The organism is Lysinibacillus sp. FSL M8-0134 (assembly GCF_038069745.1).
In the GTDB taxonomy this organism is placed as follows: Bacteria; Bacillota; Bacilli; order Bacillales_A; family Planococcaceae; genus Lysinibacillus; species Lysinibacillus irui.
On sequence record NZ_JBBPAJ010000001.1, the window covers coordinates 941,357 to 966,139 of the forward strand.

Sequence of the window (24,783 nt, forward strand, 5' to 3'; positions counted from 1 at the left end):
CAATGCTATACCCATCAGTAGATGCTTTAAAAAAAGAAATCGATTCAAAATATTCTTTAGTGAGCCTTGCTTCTAAACGCGCTCGCCAAATGCAAGAAGAACAAGACACAGAACGCTTACACAAGTACGTTTCTCATAAATACGTGGGTAAAGCACTTGAAGAAGTAGCGGCAGGTGTACTTACGAAAGTATCACAGGATGAGTCAGCTGTGTACGAAGACGAAATCTAACATCCATGTAAAACACTATGTTTACGTGCATGCTAGTTTGCAGTAGATTTTGATTATACAGAATGCCGTGAGCTCCCAGGGAATCCTTCTTTGGGAGCTTATCATTTGAAAGGAAGACACTTAGCATGAATAAAAATATTTTACTATGTGTTTCAGGCGGGATCGCGGTTTATAAGGCTGTGGCGCTCGTTAGTAAGCTGTCACAGGCGGGGGCAAATGTAAAGGTCGTCATGACTGCCTCTGCTAGACAGTTTGTGAATCCGTTAAGTTTTCAAGTGATGTCCAAAAATGATGTTTATTTTGACACCTTTGATGAAAAAGATTCAAGGGTGATTGCGCATATTGATTTAGCGGATTGGGCTGATTTGATTTTAGTAGCACCAGCGACAGCCAATATAATTGGAAAATTAGCCAATGGTATCGCAGATGATATGATCACAACAACTCTTCTTGCTACTACTGCACCTGTCTGGATTGCGCCAGCAATGAATGTGCACATGTACGACCATCCAGCTGTAAAACGTAATTTGGATAGACTATCTGCTGATGGTTATCAATTTATTGAGCCTTCGGAGGGGTTTTTAGCATGTGGTTATGTCGGAAAAGGACGTCTAGAGGAACCAGAAAAAATTACTGCACTTGTGCAAGATTTCTTTTCAGGGAAAACTAAACCATTAGCAGGTCAAACAGTCCTAGTAATAGCAGGTGCCTTACAAGTGCCAGTGGATGAACAGCATATGATTAGCCCACAGGCAAACGGTCAAATCGGACATGCTTTAGCAGATGAGGCAAAAAGGCTAGGCGCCCATGTAATTGAAATAGAAAATAGCAATTTATATGATGTGATTCAACAACTGGAAGCCTATAAAATTCAATATCCACAAGCATTTTTTATTTATGCAGCGAATGTACCAACCATCGAGAAAACGCCTATAGTTTCTGTAGAAGGAATGAAAGCAGTCACTTTTGGACAGCAAGTTCAAGGCAAACCGATGTTTAACATACTTTCTGATAGCTGGATTGATTTTAGTGACCAAGCGCAGCTTAATGGCCAGTTCTTAGCTACTTCGAATCCTCAGTTTTTTGCACAGACACTTTGGTCTCATATTATAAAGGACGAGGCACAATGAGTATTTTAATCGCGGAGGTCATTGTAGATGTCTCTACCTATCATGTAGACCGTCCATTTGATTATCAAGTACCTCCAGAATGGGAAAGTGTCATTGAATTAGGATGCCGTGTTAAAGTGCCATTTGGTCCAAGGAATGTATTAGGATTTATCGTAGGTTTGAAACATGAAACCGATGTTCCATTGAATAAATTAAAGGGAATCACTCAAATTTTAGATATGGAGCCAGCGCTGACAGAAGAAATGCTTCAAATGGCGAAGTGGTTAAAAAATAACACCATTTGTTATGAAATTGATGCATTACAAGTGATGTTACCATCTGCACTGCGAGCTAAATATGAAAAAATAATTAAGTTACAAAAAAATCAAACTTTGCCAGAAGAAGTGCAGCCTATATTCGGTAAGCGGCAACAAGTTAATTTTAAAGAATTTGAGCGAGAAGGTTTACTTCCTCTATTGAAGCAACTGGTTGCAGAGAACATTGTTACAATCGAAAATGTTGTGAAGCAACAGGGGAATGTGAAAGAGATACGTATGGTTCAAATTACAGCAGACCAACAACTTGTTGAACGTGCTTTGGGACAATCCTCTAGAGCAGTTAAACAACGGTTATTACTGCAATGGATGTGTCAACACCTAGGCGAAATATTGTCGCCCCAGCAGATTTGTGACGAAGCAGGGGTTTCTTTATCAGTATTAGAGGCTGTAATTGATAAAGGAGCTGCTCAATTTATTCAAGAGGAAGTATTTCGTGATCCATTTACGAAAGAAGTTTCACGTACGCAAGCCTTACAATTAACAGATGAGCAGCAGGTTGCTCTACAAGCTATTAATACAGCTATGGAGCAGCAAACAGCTGAAACATTTTTATTACATGGTATAACAGGGAGCGGCAAAACAGAGGTTTATTTACAAGCTATACAGAAGGTATTAAATGATGGAAAAGAAGCTATTATGCTTGTACCTGAAATTTCTTTAACTCCACAAATGACTGAACGATTCCGTAGTCGCTTTGGTGAGATGGTTGCTGTTATGCATAGTGGGTTATCTGTTGGTGAGAAGTATGATGAATGGCGTAAAATTCAACAAGGTAAAGTGAAAGTTGTGGTTGGTGCTCGTTCAGCTATTTTTGCACCCTTTACCAATATAGGTCTTATTATTTTGGATGAGGAACATGAATCAACTTATAAGCAAGAAGATTCGCCTCGTTATCATGCAAGAGATGTAGCCATCTGGCGAAGCGAATTTTATAAATGTCCTATTATTTTAGGTAGTGCGACACCAGCGTTAGAGTCATTCGCCAGAGCTAAAAAGGGTGTTTATACGCTGCTTTCATTAAAACAACGAGCCTTACATCAAGCCCTGCCCACTGTTTATATTGCAGATATGCGTGAAGAGCTTCGACAAGGGAATCGTTCTATGTTTTCACAATCACTTATTGAAGCAATCCGCGTAAGACTTGAGAAAAAAGAGCAGATGGTGCTCTTTTTAAATCGTCGTGGCTATTCGTCATTTGTACTTTGTCGGGATTGTGGCACGGTTGTACAATGTCCAAATTGCGATATCTCTTTAACCTATCATCGGACAACTGAAAAATTAAAATGTCATTATTGTGGTTATGAGGAGCATGTTCCTCAAATATGTCCGCAATGTCAAAGTGATCATATTCGTTATTTTGGTACAGGTACACAAAAAGTAGAGGAAGAAATTTATAAGTTGTTCCCTGAAGCAAGAGTATTACGAATGGATGTTGATACAACAAAGCATAAAGGGGCACATGAAGAAATATTGGAGACATTTGGAGCAGGACAAGCAGATATTTTATTAGGTACTCAAATGATTGCAAAGGGCTTGGACTTTCCGAATATTACACTAGTAGGTGTACTTAGTGCCGATACATCTCTACATTTACCTGATTACCGGGCAGCAGAACGCACATTTCAGCTACTAACACAGGTAAGCGGTAGGGCTGGACGACATGATAAGCCAGGGGAGGTTATTATTCAGACGTATACACCTGAGCATTATGCCATTGAATTATCTAAAACTCAGGATTATGAACCTTTTTATGAACGGGAGATGTTTTTAAGAAGACGTTCAAGCTATCCACCCTATTATTTTGTAGCTCTTATACAACTATCTCATGAAGATGTCATGATGGCCGCCGAATATGCAGGACGAGTGGCAGATTGGCTACGTGAAAATTTATCGAATCAAGTAGCAATTATTGGACCAACAACGGCGAGTATTGCTCGCCTCCAAAATAGATATCGTTATCAATGTTTGATAAAATATAAAATTGAACCAAATCTAATTCCAGTGTTACAGCGCCTGCTTGCCATGTATCGAGCAGAATGGATTAAACAGGGAATATTAATGACGGTAGATTTAGATCCGTCTACTATATAGTGAAAACAGCGGCAATATCCGTTTACAAAAAATACCTTTCAAGGTTTTTGTAAAGGAAGGCTTTAAAGCAGAAATGAGGAAATAAAGATGGCTATTAAAAAAGTAATTGAAAACCCAGCAAAAGTACTATCAACACCATGTGCTGAAGTGACAGAAATTAATGATGAAATTATTACATTACTGGATGATTTATATGACACAATGGTGGAATATGATGGTGTAGGTATCGCAGCACCACAAATAAATGTTGGCTTGCGAGTTGCCATTGTGGAGCTAGGTGAGGAACGTGATATTTTAGAAATGATTAATCCAACTGTCATTGAAACAGATGGAGCAGAAGTAGATATCGAAGGTTGTTTGAGTTTTCCGGGATTATATGGTGAGGTTGAACGACCTACTTATGTAAAAATTGAAGCATGTGACCGTGAAGGGCGTGTTTATGAATTAGAGGCGGGAGACTTTGATGCCCGCGCGATCTTACATGAAATCGATCATTTAGATGGGGTACTTTTCGATTCAAAAATTAAACGTATTGTAACAGCAGAAGAACTTGAAGAAATGTACGCAGAAGAGGAGGAATAAAATGACGTCTATTATTTTTATGGGGACACCTGACTTCTCTGCGCCTATTTTGCGTATGCTACATGATGAAGGGTACGATATTAAAGCAGTTGTGACACAACCAGATCGTCCAGTTGGACGTAAGCGTGTATTAACACCACCACCTGTGAAAGCTGCAGCTTTGGAGCTTGGCTTACCAGTTATTCAACCAGAAAAATTACGCGGCTCTGAGGAGTTACAGCAAATTCTTGCCTTACAGCCTGATTTAGTCATAACAGCAGCATTTGGACAAATACTACCAAAGGAATTATTAGATGCTCCAGCTCTTGGCTGTATTAATGTCCATGCTTCTCTACTACCAAAGTATCGTGGAGGTGCTCCTATTCACCAAGCCATTATAGATGGTGAAAAGGAGACAGGAGTCACAATCATGTATATGGCAGAAAAACTGGATGCTGGAGATATTATTTCCCAAAAAGCTATTCCGATTGAAGAAGATGATCATACCGGTAGACTTTTTGAAAAGTTAAGTATGGTTGGCCGTGAATTATTAAAGGATACACTTCCTTCTATTATTAATGGTACAAATAGTCGTACAGTTCAAGATGAAGCACAGGTTACTTTTGCAAGCAATATTTCCAGAGAGCAGGAGCGCATTGATTGGACAAAGGATGCTGCTACTTTATACAATCAAGTACGTGGTCTTCATCCATGGCCAGTAGCGTATACAACTTTTGAGGATGGTAACTTTAAAATTTGGTGGGCGACTATTGGTAATAGTAAGCATGAGGTGAACCCAGGTTCGGTAGTTGCGATTGCAAAAGATCATTTTGAAGTTGCAGCTGGCAATGGAACAACGTTAGCCTTATATGATATCCAACCTGCTGGTAAAAAGCGCATGACGGCAGAGGAATATTTACGTGGCACAGGTTCTAAATTACAGATTGGGGACCAATTTAAATGAGTAAAAAAAGTGTAGTTATTTGGGATGGAAATGTGCGAGATGCTGCATTATCTATTCTGTTAGCAGTTGATAAAAATCAAGCCTATAGCAATTTATTGCTAAATGAAACCATTAAAAGACATAAAATAGAAGCAAAAGATCGCGCATTATTAACTGAAATTACGTATGGAACATTACAGCATAAAATGACGCTCGATTTTTATTTAGAGCCTTTTATTCGCGGTTCAGTCGATCATTGGGTTCGTTGGTTATTAAGAATATCCTTATATCAAATTCATTATTTAACGCGCATACCACCGCATGCCGCTGTAAACGAGGCAGTAGAAATTGCCAAGCGTCGAGGACATCGTGGAATTGCTTCGATGGTCAATGGTATTTTAAGATCAATATTACGAAGTGGTGTTCCTTCTACAGATAGTATTGAGGATCCGATCGAGCGTCTTGCTATTGAAACTAGTCATCCAGAATGGTTAGTGCAACGATTTGTAGCAAACTACGGTCTAGAAGTAGCAACAGCCATGTTACAGGAAAATAATGTTCCACCTGTGCAAACAGTGCGTGTAAATACTACAAAAGCATCAGTTGAACAAGCTATTGAGGAACTAGAGAATGAAGGATTAACAGCACAGCAAAGTGATATAATGCCTGAATGTTTACATGTAACAAATGGACAACCAGCACGCACAAAAGCATTCAAAGAAGGTCTTATTACTATACAGGATGAAAGTTCAATGATCCCTGCTAAAGTGTTAAATCCATCTCCAGGTATGCGTGTCTTGGATATGTGTGCAGCTCCGGGTGGAAAGACAACACATTTAGCTGAAATAATGAACAATGAAGGCTCCATTTTAGCAACAGATCTTCATCCACATAAATTAGATTTAATTGACCATAATACAGAACGTCTTGGGTTGGATATTGTAGAAACAGCTCCAATAGATGGACGTAAAGCAGCAGAATTTTTAAAAGCAGCGTCTTTTGATGCCATTTTAGTTGATGCACCGTGTAGCGGACTAGGAGTTATGCGACGTAAGCCAGATATTAAATATACAAAACGAGAAGAAGATTTAGAAAATCTTCAAAAGATCCAATTGGCCTTACTTGATGCAGCAACAAAAGTATTGAAAATAGATGGGAAGCTTGTGTACAGTACTTGTACAGTAGATACTCAAGAAAATGAAGGCACAGTTAAAGCCTTTTTAACAGCACATCCAGAAATGGAAGCTATACAACTAGAATCTTTACCAACAAAATTAGCGGAAAAGCAAGCTAATGGCATGCTTCAAGTCTTTCCACAAGACTTTGGTAGTGACGGTTTCTTCGTTGCTGCCTTTCGTAAAAAAGGAGAATCCAACTAATGGTGGATCAAGAAAAATTTAATGAACGTATTAACGATTTAGTTGATGAAGCGGAAGACAAGCCCGTACGTCGAGTGAAAAAGGAAAAACCAAATTTAAAAGAGTCTATTTACTCTTTACAGCCACACCAGTTAGAAGAGTGGTTAAAGGAAAATGGCGAAAAGCCTTTCCGTGCTGCTCAAATTTTTGACTGGCTATATAATAAACGAGTGAAAACTTTTGAAGAGATGTCTAATCTTTCAAAGGGATTGCGTGAAAAGTTAACTGCCAATTTTGCTTTATCCACATTATCAACCATTATTAAGCAAGAGTCTAAAGATGGTACAATTAAATTTTTATTTCAATTGCAGGATGGCTATTCAATAGAAACGGTGTTAATGCGCCATGATTATGGAAACTCTGTTTGTGTAACAACACAGGTGGGTTGTCGAATTGGCTGTACGTTTTGTGCTTCTACTTTAGGCGGCTTGAAGCGCCATTTATTAGCAGGGGAAATCGTGGAGCAAGTTGTCAAAGTCCAGCAGACTTTAGACGAAGTAGGTGAGCGAGTATCACACATTGTTATTATGGGTATCGGCGAACCTTTCGATAACTATGATGCAATGATGAACTTCTTAAAAGTAATTAACCATGAAAAAGGATTAAATATTGGCGCACGTCATATAACCGTTTCAACTTCAGGTATAGTTCCTAAAATTTATCAATTTGCGGATGAACAATTACAAATTAATTTTGCCGTATCTCTACACGCACCAAACCAAGAAGCACGTCAAAAGTTAATGCCTATTGCACGTGCATATAAATTAGATGAATTAATGGAAGCAGTTCGTTATTATACTAAAAAAACAGGTCGACGTGTGAGCTTTGAATACGGATTGATGTCTGGTGAAAATGATTCAGTAGAAATTGCAGAAGAGTTATCTGCATTAATTAAAGGAATTAAATGTCACGTTAACTTAATTCCTGTTAACTACGTGCCAGAACGTGATTATGTACGTACGTCTCGTAGTCAAATTTTTGCTTTTGAAAAAACTTTAAAGAAAAATGGTATTAACGTAACAATCCGCCGAGAGCAAGGTTCAGATATAGCAGCTGCGTGTGGGCAATTACGTGCACAAGAGAGATCTGAAGAAACGAGGTGACCAGTGTTGGAATACACAGTCGAAAGTGATATTGGTTTAAAACGATCAATTAATGAAGACCGTGCTGCATTCTTTAAACGTCCTGACGGGCTTGCATTAGCACTTGTAGCGGACGGCATGGGTGGTCATAATGCTGGTGATGTGGCAAGTGATATGGCAATTAAACAGATGGAATCCTTTTTTTTACAGGCAGACGCGCATCATTTTGTATCAACAACATCAAAAAAAGAATGGTTATTACAAACAGTTAAGCAAATAAATAAAACAATATATGACTATTCTTTATCACATGAAGACTGTAAAGGAATGGGCACGACGTTTATTGCGGTGTTAATAGAAGAGCATCATTGCTTCATTGCACATGTTGGAGATAGTCGTGTGTATTATTTCTTTGAAGATGGTGCACAACAAATAACAAGAGATCATTCATATGTAAATGTACTGGTTGAAAATGGCGAAATAAGTGAAGAAGAGGCTTTGACACATCCGAAGAAAAATTTCATTTTAAAGGCTGTTGGAACAGAAGAAACAATAGAACCAGACTTTTATGAAGTTGATTTAGCATCAGAATCGTATTTACTCATTTGTTCAGATGGATTAAGTAATAAACTTACTGTATATGAAATGGCATCTATTATTACGTATCCAGATTCCATTGGGGAGAAAGGGCGTAAGCTTGTAGAATTAGCAAATGCCAGCGGGGGAGAAGATAATATCTCCCTCGTGCTACTAACAAAAAAGGATGAGGAGGTGTAAGAATGCTTGTAGGTAAAAGAATTAGTGACCGTTATAAAATTTTAGAACTCATTGGCGGCGGTGGTATGTCGAATGTTTATTTAGCACATGACATGATATTAAACCGTGATGTAGCCATTAAAATATTACGTTACGATTTTTCCAATGAGGATGAATTACATCGACGTTTTCAACGTGAGGCACTGTCTGCTACAAGTCTTACACATCCGAATATTGTTAATATTTATGATGTAGGTGATGATGGAGATCTACATTATATTGTGATGGAATATGTTCAAGGAAAAACGTTAAAGCAGTACATACAAGAATTTGCACCTATTTCACCTGCCAGAAGCGTGCACATTATGAAGCAATTAACATCTGCAATTGCCAATGCACATGAAAATCATATCATTCACCGTGATATTAAACCGCAAAATATTTTAATGGATGCAGAGGGCAATGTTAAAATAACTGATTTTGGTATCGCCATGACGTTAAGTGCTACATCGTTTACACAAACAAATTCAGTGTTGGGTACGGTGCATTATTTATCACCAGAGCAAGCCCGTGGTGGTACGGCAACAAACAAATCCGACATTTATGCACTCGGTATTGTTTTATATGAATTATTAACAGGTGAATTACCGTTTTCTGGTGAATCAGCGGTTTCAATTGCACTCAAACATTTGCAGAAAGAAACGCCTTCTGTCCGTGCTTTCGATGCAACTATTCCACAAAGTTTGGAAAATGTGGTGCTTAAGGCAACAGCGAAAGAGGCTTCTCATCGTTATAATACAGTCGAAGAAATGTATGATGATTTAGAAACGGTATTATCACCAAATCGTATAAATGAGCCAAAATTTGTCGTGCCAGTTGATAATGATGTGACAAAAGCCATTCCAATTATTAAAGAGCAGGTTCTGAAAAAGGACGAAGATTTAACCAAAACAAGAGTTATTGAACCGATTGTGGAAGTTAAAGCTCCATCTCAACCAAAACCTAAAAAAAATAGTGAAAAACCAACTCCAGTGAAGGCAAAAAAGAAAAATTGGCCAAAGTATATTGCTGGATTACTTTTAGTAGCTATTGTCATCTTCTTATTCTTTTTATTTGCAACAGATGCATTTAGCCCGAAAAAAGTGGCAGTACCTGATGTAACAAATTTAACCGTAGAGGACGCTACAAAGAAATTAGAAGCTGAGGGATTTGTCGTTGGTGATGAGCCTCAGGAGCGGAATCACGAGGAAATTGAAAAGGGTAAGGTTATCGAAACAGATCCAGCTAAAAATTCAATGCGAGCAAAAGGCTCAGAGATTGACTTAATTGTTAGCTTAGGTGTAGAGATGACGACCGTTGATAATTATGTAGGACAAAATTATAGTCAAGTCGAAGCTTTAATAAAAGGAAAATATAAAGAGGTTATAAAAGAGGATGTTCCTTCTCGTGAACCTGAAGGCCGGATTATTGAGCAAAGTATTCCCGCGGATACAGAAGTTTTAGCAAAAGAGGAGACAATCACGTTTAAAGTAAGCCAAGGAGTTAGGATGGTAAGGGTTGAAAACGTTGTAAATTATACGAAAGCTGATATGGATGATTATGTGAATAGAGTGGGTCTTAATTGGCGTATATCTCGTGAAGAATATCATGAGTCGATCCCAGCTGGCAGTGTGATTTCACAATTAACAAATCCAGGTACTATGGTGGAAGAAGGTTCTGTTATATCGGTTGTAATGAGTAAAGGACCAGCTAAAAAGCCAGAGAAACCACTGATTATCCCTGTAAAAATTGAGTATAAACCTACAGAAGAGGGAATAGAGCAAAAAATTCGCATTGAAATTCAGGATAAAAATCATACATTCTCAGAACCCGTTGAAGAATTTTCGATTGTAGAGGATACGACTTACAATATACAGCTTGTTATTGAAGAGGGCAAAGATGCAAGTTATAGAATTATTCGTGACTCAGAAATAATTTTTGAAGACAAAGTTAATTATGATGATGTCAATTAAGGAGGAATTGGATGGCGCAAGGCCAAATAAGAAAAGCATTAAGCGGTTACTACTATGTTTATGATGGTCAGCAACTTATACAATGTCGAGGGCGCGGGGTTTTTCGAAATCGTGGAGAATCTCCGCTTGTCGGCGATATGGTAGAATATACAATGGAAACAGAAGGTTCGGATGGCACGATTCAAAAGATATTAGCGCGTCAAAATGAATTGGTTCGTCCGCCAATTGCCAATATTGATCAAGGTATTTTAGTATTTTCCGTAAAAGAGCCAAATTTCAATACCATTTTACTAGATCGCTTTTTAGTGGTGTTAGAATCATTCCATGTACATCCTATTATTTGTTTAACAAAAATGGATTTACTAAATCCTGAAGAGCGTAAGGAATTACAGCAGTATATTGAAGATTATCAAAGCATGGGCTATACGGTTTTACAAACTTATAAAGATGAAGAAGAGTTAATTGGACGTTTACAGCCTATTTTAAAGGGTAAAACGACTGTATTAGCAGGCCAATCTGGCGTTGGTAAATCAACATTGCTTAATACATTAATTCCTGATCTCAATTTAAAAACAGGCATAATCTCGCAAAGTTTAGGACGAGGAAAACATACCACTCGTCATGTTGAGCTTATTGAGGTATGTGATGGTTTACTGGCAGATACTCCTGGATTTAGTTCTTTTGATTTTGATGAAATTGAAAAAGAAGAACTAGGTGCATGTTTTCCGGAAATGGCTAAAATTGCGGATGATTGTAAATTCAGAGGTTGTTTACACTTGAAAGAGCCAAAATGTGCAGTAAAGGCGGCAGTAGAAACCGGGGATATTCGTGACTACCGCTACAAGCATTACGAACAGTTTATGCAAGAAATTATGGACCGAAAGCCGAGGTATTAATCATGATACAAATAGCACCATCAATTTTAGCAGCGAATTTTGCAAAATTAGGAGAAGAAGTAAAGGAAGTAGAGCAAGCGGGTGCAACACTAATTCATATTGACGTAATGGATGGTCACTTTGTGCCAAATATTTCATTTGGTTCTATCGTATTAGATGCAATCCGTCCTTTAACTGAACTACCTTTAGATGTGCATTTAATGATCGAAAATCCAGATCAATATATTGAACAGTTTGCTAAAGCTGGAGCAGACTATATTACAGTACATGTGGAGGCATGCCGTCATTTACATCGTACTATACAATTAATTCGTTCGTACGGCGTAAAGGCTGGTGTTGTATTAAATCCACATACACCAATAGAATCCATTCAACACATTTTGGAAGATATTGATATGGTATTATTGATGACTGTCAATCCAGGCTTTGGTGGACAAAAATTTATTCATTCTGTTGTGCCTAAAATTGAAGCATTATCGACAATGATTAAAGAGCGAGGTCTTGATATCGCCATTGAAATTGATGGAGGTATTACTGCTGAAACGATTGTTCCATGTGCACAGGCTGGAGCGACTATTTTTGTGGCAGGATCAGCAATTTATAGTAAAGAAGATCGAACAGCTGCACTTCAAGAGATTTTAGCGGCTGGTGAGGCTGCGATTAAAGGATGACGACAGTCGTTGTTTGTGCAGGTGGACCAAAACAAGAACTTTGTTCATTCTCTTCATTTCAACAACAACAGGATGTCGTGTTTATTGGAGCGGATCGTGGAGCTTTATATTTAATTGAGCATGGGATTACCCCTCATGCCATTGTTGGTGACTTTGATTCCTTAACCGACGAGGAGTATCAATTGGTAATGGCACAAACAGATGATCAGCAGCGTTTTCAGGAAGAAAAAAATGAAACAGATACGGATCTAGCTTTGCTGAAAGCCTATACGTATGCGCCTCAAGAAATTATTTTGACGGGTGTTACGGGTGGACGTTTAGATCATTATGAGGCAGCTGTTCGTTCCATTTATAGATTACAAAAAGAGCACCCTCATGTTGAGCTGAAGATTATCAATCATTCAAATATGTTGCAATTTTTACTACCAGGTAACCATACGATTTATGCAGATAGTCGATACCGATACTTGTCCTTTTTTGCTCATGAAGAGCCTATTCAGGAAGTGACATTGCGACAAGTAAAATATGAAACAACGAATGAGGAAATTTCTTTAGGAACAACTCGATTCACAAGTAATGAAATAATAGGAACTTCAGGGTCTATATCTTTCTCACGAGGCATATGTTTAATGATAAGAAGCATAGATTAGCGTAAGGGGGAGAGAGTCCTGAAAGTATATACGTTCCAGCTGCCGAAATTTGTGAGTAGTATCACGCGTACTTGTATTAACCTATTTAAAAAAGATAAGAAAGTAAAAAAATCCGACTGATGTTAGTCGGATTTTTTACTTTACTTCTATTTATATACTAATGAAAGAAAAAAATCGATTTACGCTCAATGCGAAATCGATTTTTTAGAAGCTGCGATTAAACGCGCTCAATTTTACCTGATTTTAATGCACGAGCAGAAACCCATACACGTTTTGGTTTACCGTCAACTAAGATACGAACTTTTTGAAGGTTAGCACCCCAAGTACGTTTGTTAGCGTTCATAGCGTGGGAACGGTTGTTACCAGTACGAGTTTTACGTCCAGTGATTACACATTGTTTTGGCATGTTGTATTCCCTCCTTACTGTTGATGCTGAAAGATTATTATTTCAGTTCGGTATTTCACATACCATAATAATTTAACATACGATGGCGTTCAGTGCAACAGTTTTCACATAACCTTTCAAGAAAAAAACCTTTACAGGCAAAAAAACGTAAAAAAAGTGGTCCTCTATCATTTCCCTCGATAACCAAGTTTCATTGACACACGTTTGCCAGTATCAACCAAACGCTCAATTAATGTATTAATATGGTCTTGAGAGACATTAAAATTCACAAAGCCGATGCTTACTGCCCCAATCACTTCCCCAAAACCATCTATAACAGAAACTGCAATGGAGGACGTACCTGCAGATCGTTCCCCATGACTAATCGCATATCCTTGTTGCCGAATTTGGCGAAGCTGTTCCTCTATTTCAGCTATTTCATCTTGCATTACAAGCTGCTCTAAAATTTCTTTGGATTGTGTGTCGGGCAGAGAGGCAAGAATGGCTTTATTTGCCGCACCGATATGCATAGGTATCCGTATACCTAGCTGGTCATAAATTCGAATAGGATTTGCTGCACTGTCTATTCTTTCAATAATAATCGTATCTAAACCGGCAGGCTTACTTAAATAGACGCTTTCTTCAACCTCTCTTGCCAAGCGCTCTAACTCAGGTCTAATTTTACTAATATAGTCCATTGTGTCATACACTTGTAGTCCAAGCTCCATCCATATTGTCCCAAGACGATAGTGCTTCGATTGTTCATCTTGCTCAATCATACCTTGTTTAATCATGGCCTTTAAAATTCTATGTAAAGTACTTAAGGGTAAATCGCATTTTGTAGAAAGCTCTGAAATGGACAAGCTACTGTCATTTGCTTCAGAAGCTAAAACCTTCGCAATCGTCATAGCTCGCTCTAATAATTGCATTTGTCCCACCTCCCTTCATCCTATTTTATTTTTATTCTTCATCTACGTCTAGTTCCAAAATTTCTAAGTGGTTAATGTTTCTCAGGTCAGGTTCAAATTGATATCTTTCATGATCAGTATAGTTTTTCTACGAGAATGTAACTACATAACAATAAAAGAAAAATAAAAAGTTTTCTAAATATATTGACAGTATAGCATAAAACGAATATATTCTTCATATAAACTTTCCTCTTAACGGAAACGTTTTCCACTACACGGAAATGAGGTGAAAGGAATGCATTATTGTTCATCAATGTATGCACCTTTGAAACGCGTTATAGTAAAACATCCTAAAGACGCTTTCCGAAGCCAAGCACATCTTGCGGATGAATGGAAAACATTTAACTACTTATCAGAGCCTAACTATGAGGAAGCTCTAAGTGAATATGCTGAATTTGTTGGAATTCTTGAAAAGTATGTTGATACGATTGATTATTTGCCGGAAGCAGATGAAGTAGGATTGGATTCCATTTATGCGCATGACCCGGTCAAATTCACGCCTAGCGGGGCCATTATACTAAAATCAGGTAAAACATTAAGACAGCCAGAAGCAGCGGTGTATAAAAATTTTTTACAAGATAGAGGTATCCCGATCATTGGAGAACTCTCTGGGGAGGCCGTTTCTGACGGAGGAGATATTGTTTGGCTTGATGATCGAACGCTTGTGGTAGGTAGAGGGTATCGAACAAATGATGAAGCTATTCGTCAGCTAAAAGAAATGACAGCTGACAATGTAGATGAGTTTATTGTGGTACAGCTACCACATGATTTAGGTGAAACTGAATGTCTACACTTAATGTCTTTCATTAGTATGGTAGATCATGATCTAGCAGTAGTGCATTCACGTTTAATGCCAGTCTTTTTCCGTCAGCTGCTCATTGAACGTGGTATTCAATTAATAGAAGTACCGAAAGAAGAGTATGACGCACTGGGCTGTAATGTCTTAGCGCTTGCACCTAGAGTTTGTGTTATTCCAGAAGGAAATCCGGCAACAAAGCAACAGCTAATTGATGCCGGTGCGACAGTTTATGAATATAAAGGCAATGAAATTACAGTTAAAGGAACAGGTGGACCAACATGTCTAACTTGTCCAGTTATAAGAGGATAAAGGAGAAGAAGAATATGTTTAAAAATGTTATTGTTAAAAATCCAGGAAATAGCTTTATCAACGGTTTAACGACTAGTGATTTAGGAAAACCCATTTTAGAAAAATTGTTTGAGCAGCATGAAAAATATGTAGAAGCTTTAAAAAAATGTGGTGTTGAGGTAACACAATTACCAGCAAATGAAGCTTTTCCAGATTCTACATTTGTAGAAGATACTGCTGTTTTAACACCTGAATTTGCTATTATTTCAAACCCAGGAGCAGAGGCTCGAAACCGTGAAATTGAAGAAATTGAGCCTGCTGTTAAGCAATTCTATGAAAAAATTTACTATATTAAAGGCTCTGGAACACTCGATGGTGGAGATGTATTGCAAGCAGAGAAGAAGTTTTATGTAGGAATCTCCGACCGCACAAATGAAGAAGGTGCACAGCAATTTAAAGAAATAGTTGAGCAAGAGGGTTACGAAGCAACTATCATCCCATTAAAGGAATTCTTCCATTTAAAAACAGGTATTGCCTATGTAGGGGAAAATCGTATGGTGGTAGCTGGAGAGTTTGTGGACCATCCTGCATTTGAATCTTACGAAAAAGTTGTCATTCCTAAAGAAGATGAATATTCAGCAAACTGTATTCAAGTAAATGATTATATCATTATCCCAGCTGGTTACCCGGAAACAAATCGAAAATTACTAGACCTAGGTTATCAAACTATTGAACTTGAGATGTCTGAATTCAGGAAACATGATGGTGGCTTGAGCTGTTTATCATTACGTTTTTAAGTAATTATCATATGGCCCAATCAATTTAAAAGGGATAAATTGATTGGGTACTTTCATTCTTTAAATATCAGAATATTTAATATTTTTACATTATATGGGAAGTAGGGATGGATGTTGAATAAAGGGGATCAGCTTCATACTAATCAATTAAATCGTTCGATGAAAAGTCGTCACTTGTTGATGCTTTCACTTGGGGGAGTTATTGGAACGGGTTTATTTTTAAATGTTGGCTATACCATTAATCAAGCTGGGCCGGGTGGCGCTTTAATCGGCTATTTGTTTGGTGGTTTAATTTTGTTTATGGTTATGAATTGTCTTGGGGAATTAGCTGTTTATATGCCTGTTACGGGCTCTTTCCAAACTTATGCAACACGCTTTATTAGTCCCTCAGCAGGTTTTTCATTAGGTTGGATGTATTTTGTCGGTTCTGCTGCCACAGCGGGCGTTGAATTTACAGCAGCAGGCATTTTAATGCAGCATTGGTTTCCGACAGTGCCAATTTGGATATGGTGTGCTGTATTTATGGTTCTTTTATTTGTCTTAAATGCCTTAACAACAAAGGGCTTTGCTGAAGCGGAATTTTGGTTTGCCAGTATAAAAGTAATTGCAGTCATTGCCTTTATTATTATAGGAGGAGCGGCAATATTTGGTGTAATTCCTCTGGCAGATCGTCCAACTCCACATTTGACAAATTTAGCACCGTCTGGCTTATTCCCAGCAGGTATTTCCATTATTTTTGTCACAATGATGAATGTTATTTTCTCTTATCAGGGATCAGAGCTTGTTGGAATTGCGGCAGGTGAAACAGAAAGTCCTGAAAAAAATATCCCAAGAGCAATTCGTACAATCCTGTTTAGAATTATTGTCTTTTATATTGCCTCTATTATTGTATTATCAGCGATATTCCCAGCATCTGAGCTTGGTCTAATGGAAAGTCCATTTGTAACGTTGATGAATTTAGCTGGTGTTCCTTATGCAGCAGGTATTATGAATTTCGTTATATTAACGGCGATTTTATCTGTCGGGAATTCATGTCTGTATGCCTCTACACGTTTATTATTCTCGATGTCACAAGAGGGGATGGCGCCTAAATTATTTGGCAGACTTACTAAAAATAAAGTGCCTTTAAATGCCCTTATTTTTACTATGGTTTTCTCTCTATTATCGTTATTAACAAGTGTAATGGAAGCCGACGCAGTATTTGTTTTACTCATGTCCGTGGCAGGGATATCGGTTACAATTTCTTGGATGGGAATATGTGCTTCACAATTAATGTTCCGTCATCGTTATATAAAGTCTGGTGGAAAGTTGGATGATTTAAAATTTAAAACGCCACTATATCCGTTAATTCCCGTATTTTGCATTGTCTTTTGTTTTTTAATTTTAGTATTTTTAGCGTTTGATCCTACCCAAAGAATTGGTTTGTTGTATGGGATTGGCTTCTTTATTGCCTGTATGATTTTTTATCAATTGAAACTAAAAAAAGCAAAGACTGCAACGACAGAGAGCAAAACGGAAGAGTCAGTAGAAATTCGTTAAAGTATAAATGAACGAATTTGATTTAAAGGAGAAATTTTATGAATACTTTTATGTGGAATACACCTGAAAAACTACGTGCCCTACTTTGTGAAATTGTTGGCTGGGAAAGTCGAACACTAACAAAGGGCGAAAATGAATTTGCCTATAAATTAAAAGATAAATTGTTAACGCTTCCATATTATAAAAATCATCCTGAGTATATTGAATTACATGATGCCGGTTTAGGAAGAAATGCTGTAACAGCCTTATATAAACATCCAACGGCAACAGAAACTGTGGTGTTAATCAGTCATTTTGATACCGTGCATACGGAGGAATATGGAGAGCTAGAGCCATTAGCTTTTTATCCAGAGGAATTAACTAAAAAGTTAATGGAACCGAAATATAAAAAAGATTTGCCAGAGGCAGCTCGAATTGATTTGGAGTCAGGTAATTATTTATTTGGTCGCGGCACAATGGATATGAAAATGGGTCTCGCGTTACACATGCAGTTGATTGAAAAAGCTAGCTTTGAACAATGGCCGATCAATCTACTATTGACAGCTGTGCCGGATGAGGAAGTGAACTCTGCTGGAATGCGAGCAGCGGTAGTTGAGCTTGTGAGACTACGAGAACAACATGGTTTAACGTATAAATTATTTTTAAATAGTGAACCGTCCTTCTCACAAGGACCATCTGATACGAATGAATATATTTATTCAGGGACCATTGGTAAGATCATGCCTGCTGCCCTGTTTTACGGGAAGGAAACTCATGTTGGTGAGCCATTAAAAGGCATGACTGCTAACTTTATTGCTTCCTATATGACACAGCATATGGAGTGGAATCCACTTTTCCGCGAAAGCGATTTAGGTGAAAGTACACCACTACCCGTCTCGTTACAATTAAAAGATTTAAAAATGGAGTATTCTACACAAACGCCATACCGTGCGGCAGCCCTTTACAATGTCTTTTTGTTAAAACGTACAGCTGCAGAAGTGATGGCTATTTTTGAACAGGTTGCATTAGAAGCTATGGCTGCTTGTAATGACCGCTATCATCAAATTTGTACACGAGAAAATGTACAGGGCGTAGGCAAGGTAAAGGTTTTACGTTACGAAGCTCTATTGGAACATGCCATCGAAAAATTAGGTGCTGAAGAAGTACAAGCAATTAAACAGCAAGTTCTACAGCATAGTGAATGGGATGATCGTGAAAAATCCATTCGCATCGTAGACCAGCTCATGATTCGCTGTCAGGAATTAGCACCAGCGACGGTTCTGTTATATGCACCACCATACTACCCTGCCATTAATTCATCCAATCATCCACTAGTAAAACAGTCGATTGAATTGATGAAAAAGACAGCCCAAACATTTGGTGTTGAAGTAGAACAAATTCATTATTTTAACGGGATTTGTGATTTAAGCTATGTAAACTATTCAGATGCATCCAATGAGTGGCTAGCCTTTGAACGAAATACACCTGTCTGGGGCGAAACATATAGCATTCCATTTAAAGAAATGACAGCCCTCCAAGGCCCTGTCTTAAATGTCGGTCCATTTGGCAAAGATGCACACCAAAAAACAGAACGATTACATGTAGATAGTGCTTTTAAAGAAATGCCCGTTATGATCGACACACTTATAAAAAGCCTTTTTAGATAGATAAATTTTTTAACATGAATATGAATACAATGGTAAAAGTTGATGCTGTAACAGTATCAACTTTTTTATTGTATAAAAGCTTCTGTAATTGAATGATGCATATTAATCTCGCATTTACTAAGATTCATTCCTTTTGATTAGCTCGTAGGCTCACAACAATATTAGTGTTTAGGGGTGCAAGTAAAGTACTATTCTTTAAATAAACAAAATAATTTCATTTTACTTGTATTTTTCATTATTTAGACGATACATATAGGAAAATATAAATATCTGGACACTAGGAGCGAGCATTATGGGAAATCAAGAAAAGATAGCTTTTTCTATTCGCAAAGAAATGGTTCAGTCAAATTTAAAAGGGATGAGGGCGGTAGCGTGGACTCTTATGTATGTATCATTCATTATCACCCTTATTCATTACGGAGAAATCTTTTTTGATAAAACTGAAAGAGCTATGGTCCCTATTTATATTGCCATTCATACCCTCATGTTTTATATAGATGTAGCAGTATTGCTGTTTGTCAGGGAGAAACGAATGACTATAAATTCTTTCAACATTCAAAAGTATGAACATCTAGTTGTTGTTTATATTTACACGATTATCCTATTGATTACTGTTATTTCAGTGATGGATGTTTACTTTTTCCATCACGCAGCTTTATATGAGGTGATTTTAATCATTGTTTGTACTGTTTTTGCATTACCATTACGAAAAATTATCTGGATTATCTTGCTGACAGCACCAGCAATTATAGCCAGTACGTATATGAGCGTTGGGGTATCCAGTGAAAATATTAAAATCATATTACCTATGTCACTTTTAATACCTGTTGGTATCATGATTCAATATCAGACTTATAAGGTTCGAAAGCAATTTAATACACAGCATATTTTATTGGATGAAGAAATGACTAAAACAAAACAATTATCAGAGTTGCTAGCTGCCAAAAATAATGAGTTAAAGGAGCAAGCCTTAAGAGATACCTTAACGAATCTACCAAATCGACGTGCATTTAATATTAAATTGACTAAAATAGGCCATCAGCTGCATAAAACTCAATCCTTAACAGTTATGATGATAGATATTGATTGCTTTAAAAAATTTAACGATTATTATGGGCATTTGAAGGGTGACGAAGCCATCGCCAAAGTAGCATCTATTTTAGAAGAAGTTGCAGAGAAGTATAATGCCTTTGTTGCGCGCTGGGGAGGCGAAGAGTTTGTCATGATTAGTCAGCATACGGAAAAGTTTGCTGAGCCTTTATGTGAAGAAATTTTAGAGGAAGTACGTTACTTAAAAATTCCCCACGAACAATCGGATGTTGATGAATATGTAACGGTTAGTATCGGGATGTGTCATGCTAAAATTACAACAAATGAGCATCTACAGACATGTTGTGAATTAGCTGACCAAGCTTTATATAGAGCGAAGAAAAACGGAAGAAATAACTTTTATCGGAAAAAGGCAATTTTTGATGAAAAAGCAAATGCGTCTATTTGAAGTCAGAAAACGTTGCTACCAAGCCATTCAATACCCCCTTAGGTTGCTTAAATTATAACGAAAGTGTTACAATATAGTTTAGTCAAAAAGAGCCAAGGGGGCATTTCTATGTCAATTGAATTAAACAATGAATTCGGCCAAATTGATATTTCAACAGATGTACTTGCACAAATTGCTGGTGGCGCTGCTGTAGAATGCTACGGTATTGTTGGCATGGCATCTAAACATCAAATTCGTGATGGTCTAACTGATATTTTACGTAAAGAAAACTTCGCAAAAGGTGTTGTTATTCGACAACAGGACGACGATTTACATATAGATATGTACATTATTGTTAGTTACGGGACAAAAATTTCGGAAGTGGCTTACCAAGTACAATCGAAAGTGAAATATACAGTAGATAAAACATTAGGTATGAGCGTAAAATCTGTCAATATCTTTGTACAGGGCGTTCGTGTAGCGAATTAAGAGGAGGAACTAAATCGAATGCAGTCTTTAGACGGTATAAAGTTTGCTGAAATGGTACAAATGGGTGCGCATCACCTTTACCAAAATGCAAATTATGTAGATTCATTAAATGTTTTCCCAGTACCAGATGGTGACACAGGGACAAATATGAACTTATCGATGACATCTGGCGCAAAAGAAACAGAACATGCAGCTTCAGAGCATATTGGTAAAACAGCACAGGCGCTATCAAAAGGGTTATTAATGGGTGCCCGTGGAAATTCAGGTGTTATTCTATCTCAATTATTCCGTGGATTTGGGAAATTTATTGAAAAAGAAGCAACTATAGACGCAAAGGGTTTTGCTGGAGCTTTTCAAGCAGGGGTAGACACAGCATATAAAGCTGTTATGAAACCTGTAGAAGGAACTATTTTAACTGTTGCACGTGAAGCGGCAAAAAAAGGTGTTGAAGTGGCAGAAACTGAAACCGATATCATTGCCGTAATGGAAGCTTTTACAGCAGAAGCAAAGGCATCATTAGATCGCACACCTGAATTACTACCTGTTTTAAAAGAGGTCGGTGTAGTGGATAGCGGTGGCCAAGGCTTGCTATTTGTCTATGAAGGGTTTTTAGCTTCCTTGAAGGGTGAGCCTCTTCCGGAGAAGAACGATGCAACGCTAGATGATTTAATCAACGCCGAGCATCATAGAGCTCAAGATTTCATGAACACCGAAGATATTGAATTTGGCTATTGTACAGAAATCATGGTGCGTTTAGAAGATGGGAAAGAACCTTTTAATGAAGAGCAATTCCGTAATGAATTAAATCCTTTAGGTGACTCATTACTCGTTATTTCTGATGAAGAAATTGCGAAGGTCCATATCCATTCTGAGCAACCGGGTTCAGTTCTATCAATTGGACAAAAATACGGTAGTCTTATAAAAATAAAAGTTGATAATATGCGCGAGCAGCATTCAGCTATTGTTGGTGAGGAGCATAAAGCACCAACGACTGCAAAAAAAGTAGATAAACATCCATATGCCATTGTAACGATTGCTATGGGTGAGGGTGTTGCGGATTTATTGCGCTCTATCGGTGCTTCCTATGTCATCGAAGGTGGTCAAACAATGAATCCTTCAACTGAAGATATCGTCAAAGCTGTACAAGAAATCGGTGCAGAAAAAGTATTAATCTTACCTAATAATAAAAATATAGTGATGGCAGCAGAGCAAGCAGTTGAGCTATTAGATTTAGATGCTGCAGTTGTTCCTACGAAGACAATTCCTCAAGGGATGGCGGCTATTTTAGCATTTAACCCAGAAGCGGCTGTTGATGCAAATAAAAAGACAATGACGGAAGCTTTTGCGAACGTTAAGACTGGCCAAGTAACTTATGCAGTTCGTGATACGTCTATCGATGGTGTTGAAATCCACAAAGATGATTTCATGGCTTTAGCAGAAGGGAAAATTGTCCTTTCTACACCAGCATTAAAGGATGCGGCTGAAAAAGTAATCACTGATTTAGTTGATGAGGATGCTGAAATTGTCACAGTAATCTATGGTGAGGATACAACCGAAGAAGCTGCTTCTGAGCTAGTATCTTTCATCGAAGAGAACTATCCAGATGTAGAAGTTGAATTATTTGATGGAAAACAAGGATTATATCCATATATTATTTCAGTAGAATAATTACACGCTACTTTGCTAAATCGTAAAGAAAGCAGTGCACAAAACGTGTACTGCTTTTGTTTATGCTACAAAGAGAATGGAGTATAAAATTAATTAAAAACGTACTAACTATGGATAGTTCACTGTACGCATCCACAGGATATAAAATATGGAAATGTTGGGATACCAACTGTTTGATTGATGTGTATCTATGGTACGGACAAAAAAGTGGCCTAATAATTGGCTATAAATTATAGTAGTGGTAATTTTCTGATAGTTGATAAATTAAATGCTTTACTTTTATAGTAATTATCAAGCATGATATAAGTAAAAATAAATATTATTATATAAATAGAATAGAGGGGTGTTTGTATGAAGTTTACTTCAGTATTTGATATTATTGGACCAGTAATGATTGGGCCTTCCTCCTCTCATACGGCAGGTGCAGCTCGCATCGGGCGTGTTGCAAGAGATTTATTTGGTAGACAACCGAAATGGGCGAAAATTCATTTATATGGATCATTTGCTGAAACGTATAGAGGGCACGGTACAGATGTTGCAATAGTGGGAGGCTTGTTAAATTACGATACATTTGATGATCGTATTAAAACGGCGTTTGAAGATGCGAAAAAAGCAGGTTTAGAATATGAATTTATTCCAGAAACGGCTAATACAGAACATCCGAATACGGCACGACTTGTCATTGGAGACGATGATGGAGAAATGTCTGTTGTCGGAATTTCTATTGGTGGCGGTAAAATAGAAGTTAGTGAAGTTAATGGCTTTAAGCTTCGTTTGACAGGTGGTATGCCTGCTATTCTTGTTGTACATGATGACCGTGCTGGCTGTATCGCCAATGTAGCAAATTGTTTAGCTATGCATGAAGTCAATATTGGGCATATGGAGGTTTCACGAATAGAGCGTGGTTTAACGGCTCTAATGGTGATAGAAGTTGACCAAAACATTGAGGATAAAGTGCTACAGCAAATATCCCTAATTCCATATATTACAAAAGTATCTAAGATTAATAACTAAGGAGGTGTCCCATAATGGACGTTTTATTTCATAATGTTCGTGAGCTTGTGGAACGAGCAGAGCAAGAAGGAAAATTAATATCAGAAATTATGATTGAACAGGAAATTTTAATAACTGGTAGAACTCGAGAAGAAATCATCCAACAGATGGATCGAAATCTAACAGTTATGGAAGAAGCAATTGAACGCGGATTACAAGGTGTGCAATCAGTAACAGGTTTAACTGGTGGGGACGCCGTATTGCTGCAAAATTATATTGCAGAAGGGAAATCACTATCAGGTGATTTATTATTAGACGCAGTAAGTAAAGCGGTTGCAACAAATGAAGTTAATGCCGCAATGGGAACAATATGTGCTACACCGACTGCAGGATCTGCTGGTGTGGTGCCAGGGACACTTTTTGCAGTAAAAAATAAACTCAATCCTACACGTGAGCAAATGATTCGTTATTTATTTACGTCTGGAGCTTTTGGTTTTGTTGTGGCGAACAATGCTTCCATTTCAGGTGCTGCTGGAGGCTGCCAAGCTGAGGTGGGTTCAGCTGCTGGTATGGCTGCTGCTGCCATTGTTGAAATGGCTGGAGGTACACCGCAACAATGTGCGGAAGCGTTTGCTATTACGTTAAAAAATATGTTGGGACTTGTTTGTGATCCAGTAGCAGGTCTAGTTGAAGTACCGTGTGTAAAACGAAATGCTATGGGTGCCTCTAATTCACTTGTAGCAGCAGATATGGCACTTGCAGGAGTAACAAGCCGCATCCCATGTGATGAAGTAATTGGTGCTATGTATCGTATTGGACAATCGATGAGTCCAAATCTTAAAGAGACTGCACGAGGTGGTCTTGCAGCAACACCAACAGGTAAGGCGATTAGTAAAGCAATTCTTGAAAATGGTGGTTTACAAAGTATTAAAGCTCTTCAATAAAACTAGAGAAACATGCTATCTAAAAAGGTAGCA

General features: G+C 37.8%; 24 protein-coding genes. 22 read left to right on the forward strand and 2 right to left on the reverse strand.

Translation table 11 applies throughout. The features are described 5' to 3' along the window. Positions 1-2: 2 nt before the first annotated feature. The 13 genes from rpoZ (at position 3) to spoVM (ending at position 12,877) form a co-directional block, all read left to right on the forward strand. The gene (rpoZ, locus tag MKY49_RS04565) at positions 3-230 is read left to right on the forward strand and encodes a DNA-directed RNA polymerase subunit omega (RefSeq protein ID WP_274795909.1); all 228 of its coding nucleotides are present in this window, start codon (positions 3-5) and stop codon (positions 228-230) included. A 125-nt stretch (positions 231-355) separates the two neighbouring features. After that, the gene (gene coaBC, locus MKY49_RS04570; RefSeq protein WP_274795911.1) at positions 356-1,360 is read left to right on the forward strand and encodes a bifunctional phosphopantothenoylcysteine decarboxylase/phosphopantothenate--cysteine ligase CoaBC; all 1,005 of its coding nucleotides are present in this window, start codon (positions 356-358) and stop codon (positions 1,358-1,360) included. Further along, entirely contained in the window at positions 1,357-3,768 is a 2,412-nt protein-coding gene (gene priA / locus MKY49_RS04575; RefSeq protein WP_341385700.1) for a primosomal protein N', read from the forward strand. Before coaBC ends, priA begins: the two co-directional genes overlap by 4 nt. An 87-nt stretch (positions 3,769-3,855) precedes the next feature. Then, entirely contained in the window at positions 3,856-4,350 is a 495-nt protein-coding gene (gene def, locus MKY49_RS04580; RefSeq protein WP_274795913.1) for a peptide deformylase, read from the forward strand. A gap of 1 nt (position 4,351) precedes the next feature. Continuing rightward, positions 4,352-5,293, forward strand: a complete 942-nt coding sequence (gene fmt, locus MKY49_RS04585; protein WP_341385701.1) for a methionyl-tRNA formyltransferase — start codon at positions 4,352-4,354, stop codon at positions 5,291-5,293. After that, entirely contained in the window at positions 5,290-6,651 is a 1,362-nt protein-coding gene (rsmB, locus tag MKY49_RS04590; RefSeq protein WP_341385702.1) for a 16S rRNA (cytosine(967)-C(5))-methyltransferase RsmB, read from the forward strand. The genes fmt and rsmB overlap by 4 nt, the downstream gene beginning before the upstream one ends. Beyond that, a complete protein-coding gene (gene rlmN / locus MKY49_RS04595) occupies positions 6,651-7,793 on the forward strand; it encodes a 23S rRNA (adenine(2503)-C(2))-methyltransferase RlmN (protein ID WP_274795916.1) in 1,143 nt (380 codons plus the stop codon). The genes rsmB and rlmN overlap by 1 nt, the downstream gene beginning before the upstream one ends. A 6-nt stretch (positions 7,794-7,799) precedes the next feature. After that, the gene (locus tag MKY49_RS04600; RefSeq protein ID WP_274797276.1) at positions 7,800-8,549 is read left to right on the forward strand and encodes a Stp1/IreP family PP2C-type Ser/Thr phosphatase; all 750 of its coding nucleotides are present in this window, start codon (positions 7,800-7,802) and stop codon (positions 8,547-8,549) included. A gap of 2 nt (positions 8,550-8,551) precedes the next feature. Next, positions 8,552-10,540, forward strand: a complete 1,989-nt coding sequence (pknB, locus tag MKY49_RS04605) for a Stk1 family PASTA domain-containing Ser/Thr kinase (protein WP_341385703.1) — start codon at positions 8,552-8,554, stop codon at positions 10,538-10,540. Between the two features lie 11 nt (positions 10,541-10,551). Then, positions 10,552-11,436: a ribosome small subunit-dependent GTPase A gene (rsgA, locus tag MKY49_RS04610; protein WP_341385704.1), complete on the forward strand. Its 885-nt coding sequence runs from the start codon at positions 10,552-10,554 to the stop codon at positions 11,434-11,436. A 2-nt stretch (positions 11,437-11,438) separates the two neighbouring features. Next, positions 11,439-12,107: a ribulose-phosphate 3-epimerase gene (gene rpe, locus MKY49_RS04615; protein WP_274795920.1), complete on the forward strand. Its 669-nt coding sequence runs from the start codon at positions 11,439-11,441 to the stop codon at positions 12,105-12,107. Next, entirely contained in the window at positions 12,104-12,757 is a 654-nt protein-coding gene (locus MKY49_RS04620) for a thiamine diphosphokinase (protein WP_312506788.1), read from the forward strand. The genes rpe and MKY49_RS04620 overlap by 4 nt, the downstream gene beginning before the upstream one ends. An 18-nt stretch (positions 12,758-12,775) precedes the next feature. After that, positions 12,776-12,877: a stage V sporulation protein SpoVM gene (gene spoVM, locus MKY49_RS04625; protein WP_099805045.1), complete on the forward strand. Its 102-nt coding sequence runs from the start codon at positions 12,776-12,778 to the stop codon at positions 12,875-12,877. A gap of 97 nt (positions 12,878-12,974) precedes the next feature. Here spoVM and rpmB read toward each other — a convergent pair whose 3' ends face one another. Further along, a complete protein-coding gene (gene rpmB / locus MKY49_RS04630; protein WP_274795922.1) occupies positions 12,975-13,163 on the reverse strand; it encodes a 50S ribosomal protein L28 in 189 nt (62 codons plus the stop codon). A 167-nt stretch (positions 13,164-13,330) separates the two neighbouring features. After that, on the reverse strand, positions 13,331-14,071 hold the full coding sequence (locus MKY49_RS04635; RefSeq protein ID WP_274795923.1) for an IclR family transcriptional regulator: 741 nt from the start codon (positions 14,069-14,071) through the stop codon (positions 13,331-13,333). A 274-nt stretch (positions 14,072-14,345) separates the two neighbouring features. Between MKY49_RS04635 and MKY49_RS04640 the strand changes: the two genes are divergently transcribed. The 9 genes from MKY49_RS04640 to sdaAA all read left to right on the forward strand — a co-directional run bounded on the left by MKY49_RS04640 (position 14,346) and on the right by sdaAA (position 24,750). After that, the gene (locus MKY49_RS04640) at positions 14,346-15,218 is read left to right on the forward strand and encodes a dimethylarginine dimethylaminohydrolase family protein (RefSeq protein ID WP_312506787.1); all 873 of its coding nucleotides are present in this window, start codon (positions 14,346-14,348) and stop codon (positions 15,216-15,218) included. Positions 15,219-15,232: 14 nt separating this feature from the next. Beyond that, the gene (locus tag MKY49_RS04645) at positions 15,233-15,994 is read left to right on the forward strand and encodes a dimethylarginine dimethylaminohydrolase family protein (RefSeq protein ID WP_274795925.1); all 762 of its coding nucleotides are present in this window, start codon (positions 15,233-15,235) and stop codon (positions 15,992-15,994) included. Positions 15,995-16,105: 111 nt separating this feature from the next. Continuing rightward, entirely contained in the window at positions 16,106-17,533 is a 1,428-nt protein-coding gene (locus MKY49_RS04650) for an amino acid permease (protein WP_274795926.1), read from the forward strand. Positions 17,534-17,571: 38 nt separating this feature from the next. Further along, positions 17,572-19,179 carry a M20/M25/M40 family metallo-hydrolase gene (locus tag MKY49_RS04655; protein ID WP_341385705.1) on the forward strand — a complete coding sequence of 536 codons (1,608 nt, stop codon included), beginning with the start codon at positions 17,572-17,574 and terminating at the stop codon, positions 19,177-19,179. A gap of 292 nt (positions 19,180-19,471) precedes the next feature. Further along, complete coding sequence (locus MKY49_RS04660) at positions 19,472-20,677, forward strand: GGDEF domain-containing protein (RefSeq protein ID WP_322605981.1); 1,206 nt, start codon at positions 19,472-19,474, stop codon at positions 20,675-20,677. Between the two features lie 108 nt (positions 20,678-20,785). Beyond that, positions 20,786-21,145 carry an Asp23/Gls24 family envelope stress response protein gene (locus MKY49_RS04665; RefSeq protein WP_004269431.1) on the forward strand — a complete coding sequence of 120 codons (360 nt, stop codon included), beginning with the start codon at positions 20,786-20,788 and terminating at the stop codon, positions 21,143-21,145. Between the two features lie 18 nt (positions 21,146-21,163). Next, on the forward strand, positions 21,164-22,813 hold the full coding sequence (locus MKY49_RS04670) for a DAK2 domain-containing protein (protein ID WP_341385706.1): 1,650 nt from the start codon (positions 21,164-21,166) through the stop codon (positions 22,811-22,813). Between the two features lie 351 nt (positions 22,814-23,164). Next, positions 23,165-23,827 carry an L-serine ammonia-lyase, iron-sulfur-dependent subunit beta gene (sdaAB, locus tag MKY49_RS04675; RefSeq protein ID WP_312505149.1) on the forward strand — a complete coding sequence of 221 codons (663 nt, stop codon included), beginning with the start codon at positions 23,165-23,167 and terminating at the stop codon, positions 23,825-23,827. A 14-nt stretch (positions 23,828-23,841) separates the two neighbouring features. Beyond that, on the forward strand, positions 23,842-24,750 hold the full coding sequence (gene sdaAA, locus MKY49_RS04680) for an L-serine ammonia-lyase, iron-sulfur-dependent, subunit alpha (protein WP_274795931.1): 909 nt from the start codon (positions 23,842-23,844) through the stop codon (positions 24,748-24,750). Positions 24,751-24,783: the final 33 nt, after the last annotated feature.

Coding starts and splice junctions, on each gene's coding strand:
- rpoZ (WP_274795909.1), top strand. CDS start 3: ATGCTATACCCATCAGTAGATGCTTTAAAAAAAGAAATCGATTCAAAA.
- coaBC (WP_274795911.1), top strand. CDS start 356: ATGAATAAAAATATTTTACTATGTGTTTCAGGCGGGATCGCGGTTTAT.
- priA (WP_341385700.1), top strand. CDS start 1,357: ATGAGTATTTTAATCGCGGAGGTCATTGTAGATGTCTCTACCTATCAT.
- def (WP_274795913.1), top strand. CDS start 3,856: ATGGCTATTAAAAAAGTAATTGAAAACCCAGCAAAAGTACTATCAACA.
- fmt (WP_341385701.1), top strand. CDS start 4,352: ATGACGTCTATTATTTTTATGGGGACACCTGACTTCTCTGCGCCTATT.
- rsmB (WP_341385702.1), top strand. CDS start 5,290: ATGAGTAAAAAAAGTGTAGTTATTTGGGATGGAAATGTGCGAGATGCT.
- rlmN (WP_274795916.1), top strand. CDS start 6,651: ATGGTGGATCAAGAAAAATTTAATGAACGTATTAACGATTTAGTTGAT.
- pknB (WP_341385703.1), top strand. CDS start 8,552: ATGCTTGTAGGTAAAAGAATTAGTGACCGTTATAAAATTTTAGAACTC.
- rsgA (WP_341385704.1), top strand. CDS start 10,552: ATGGCGCAAGGCCAAATAAGAAAAGCATTAAGCGGTTACTACTATGTT.
- rpe (WP_274795920.1), top strand. CDS start 11,439: ATGATACAAATAGCACCATCAATTTTAGCAGCGAATTTTGCAAAATTA.
- MKY49_RS04620 (WP_312506788.1), top strand. CDS start 12,104: ATGACGACAGTCGTTGTTTGTGCAGGTGGACCAAAACAAGAACTTTGT.
- rpmB (WP_274795922.1), bottom strand. CDS start 13,163: ATGCCAAAACAATGTGTAATCACTGGACGTAAAACTCGTACTGGTAAC.
- MKY49_RS04635 (WP_274795923.1), bottom strand. CDS start 14,071: ATGCAATTATTAGAGCGAGCTATGACGATTGCGAAGGTTTTAGCTTCT.
- MKY49_RS04640 (WP_312506787.1), top strand. CDS start 14,346: ATGCATTATTGTTCATCAATGTATGCACCTTTGAAACGCGTTATAGTA.
- MKY49_RS04645 (WP_274795925.1), top strand. CDS start 15,233: ATGTTTAAAAATGTTATTGTTAAAAATCCAGGAAATAGCTTTATCAAC.
- MKY49_RS04650 (WP_274795926.1), top strand. CDS start 16,106: ATGTTGAATAAAGGGGATCAGCTTCATACTAATCAATTAAATCGTTCG.
- MKY49_RS04655 (WP_341385705.1), top strand. CDS start 17,572: ATGAATACTTTTATGTGGAATACACCTGAAAAACTACGTGCCCTACTT.
- MKY49_RS04660 (WP_322605981.1), top strand. CDS start 19,472: ATGGGAAATCAAGAAAAGATAGCTTTTTCTATTCGCAAAGAAATGGTT.
- MKY49_RS04665 (WP_004269431.1), top strand. CDS start 20,786: ATGTCAATTGAATTAAACAATGAATTCGGCCAAATTGATATTTCAACA.
- MKY49_RS04670 (WP_341385706.1), top strand. CDS start 21,164: ATGCAGTCTTTAGACGGTATAAAGTTTGCTGAAATGGTACAAATGGGT.
- sdaAB (WP_312505149.1), top strand. CDS start 23,165: ATGAAGTTTACTTCAGTATTTGATATTATTGGACCAGTAATGATTGGG.
- sdaAA (WP_274795931.1), top strand. CDS start 23,842: ATGGACGTTTTATTTCATAATGTTCGTGAGCTTGTGGAACGAGCAGAG.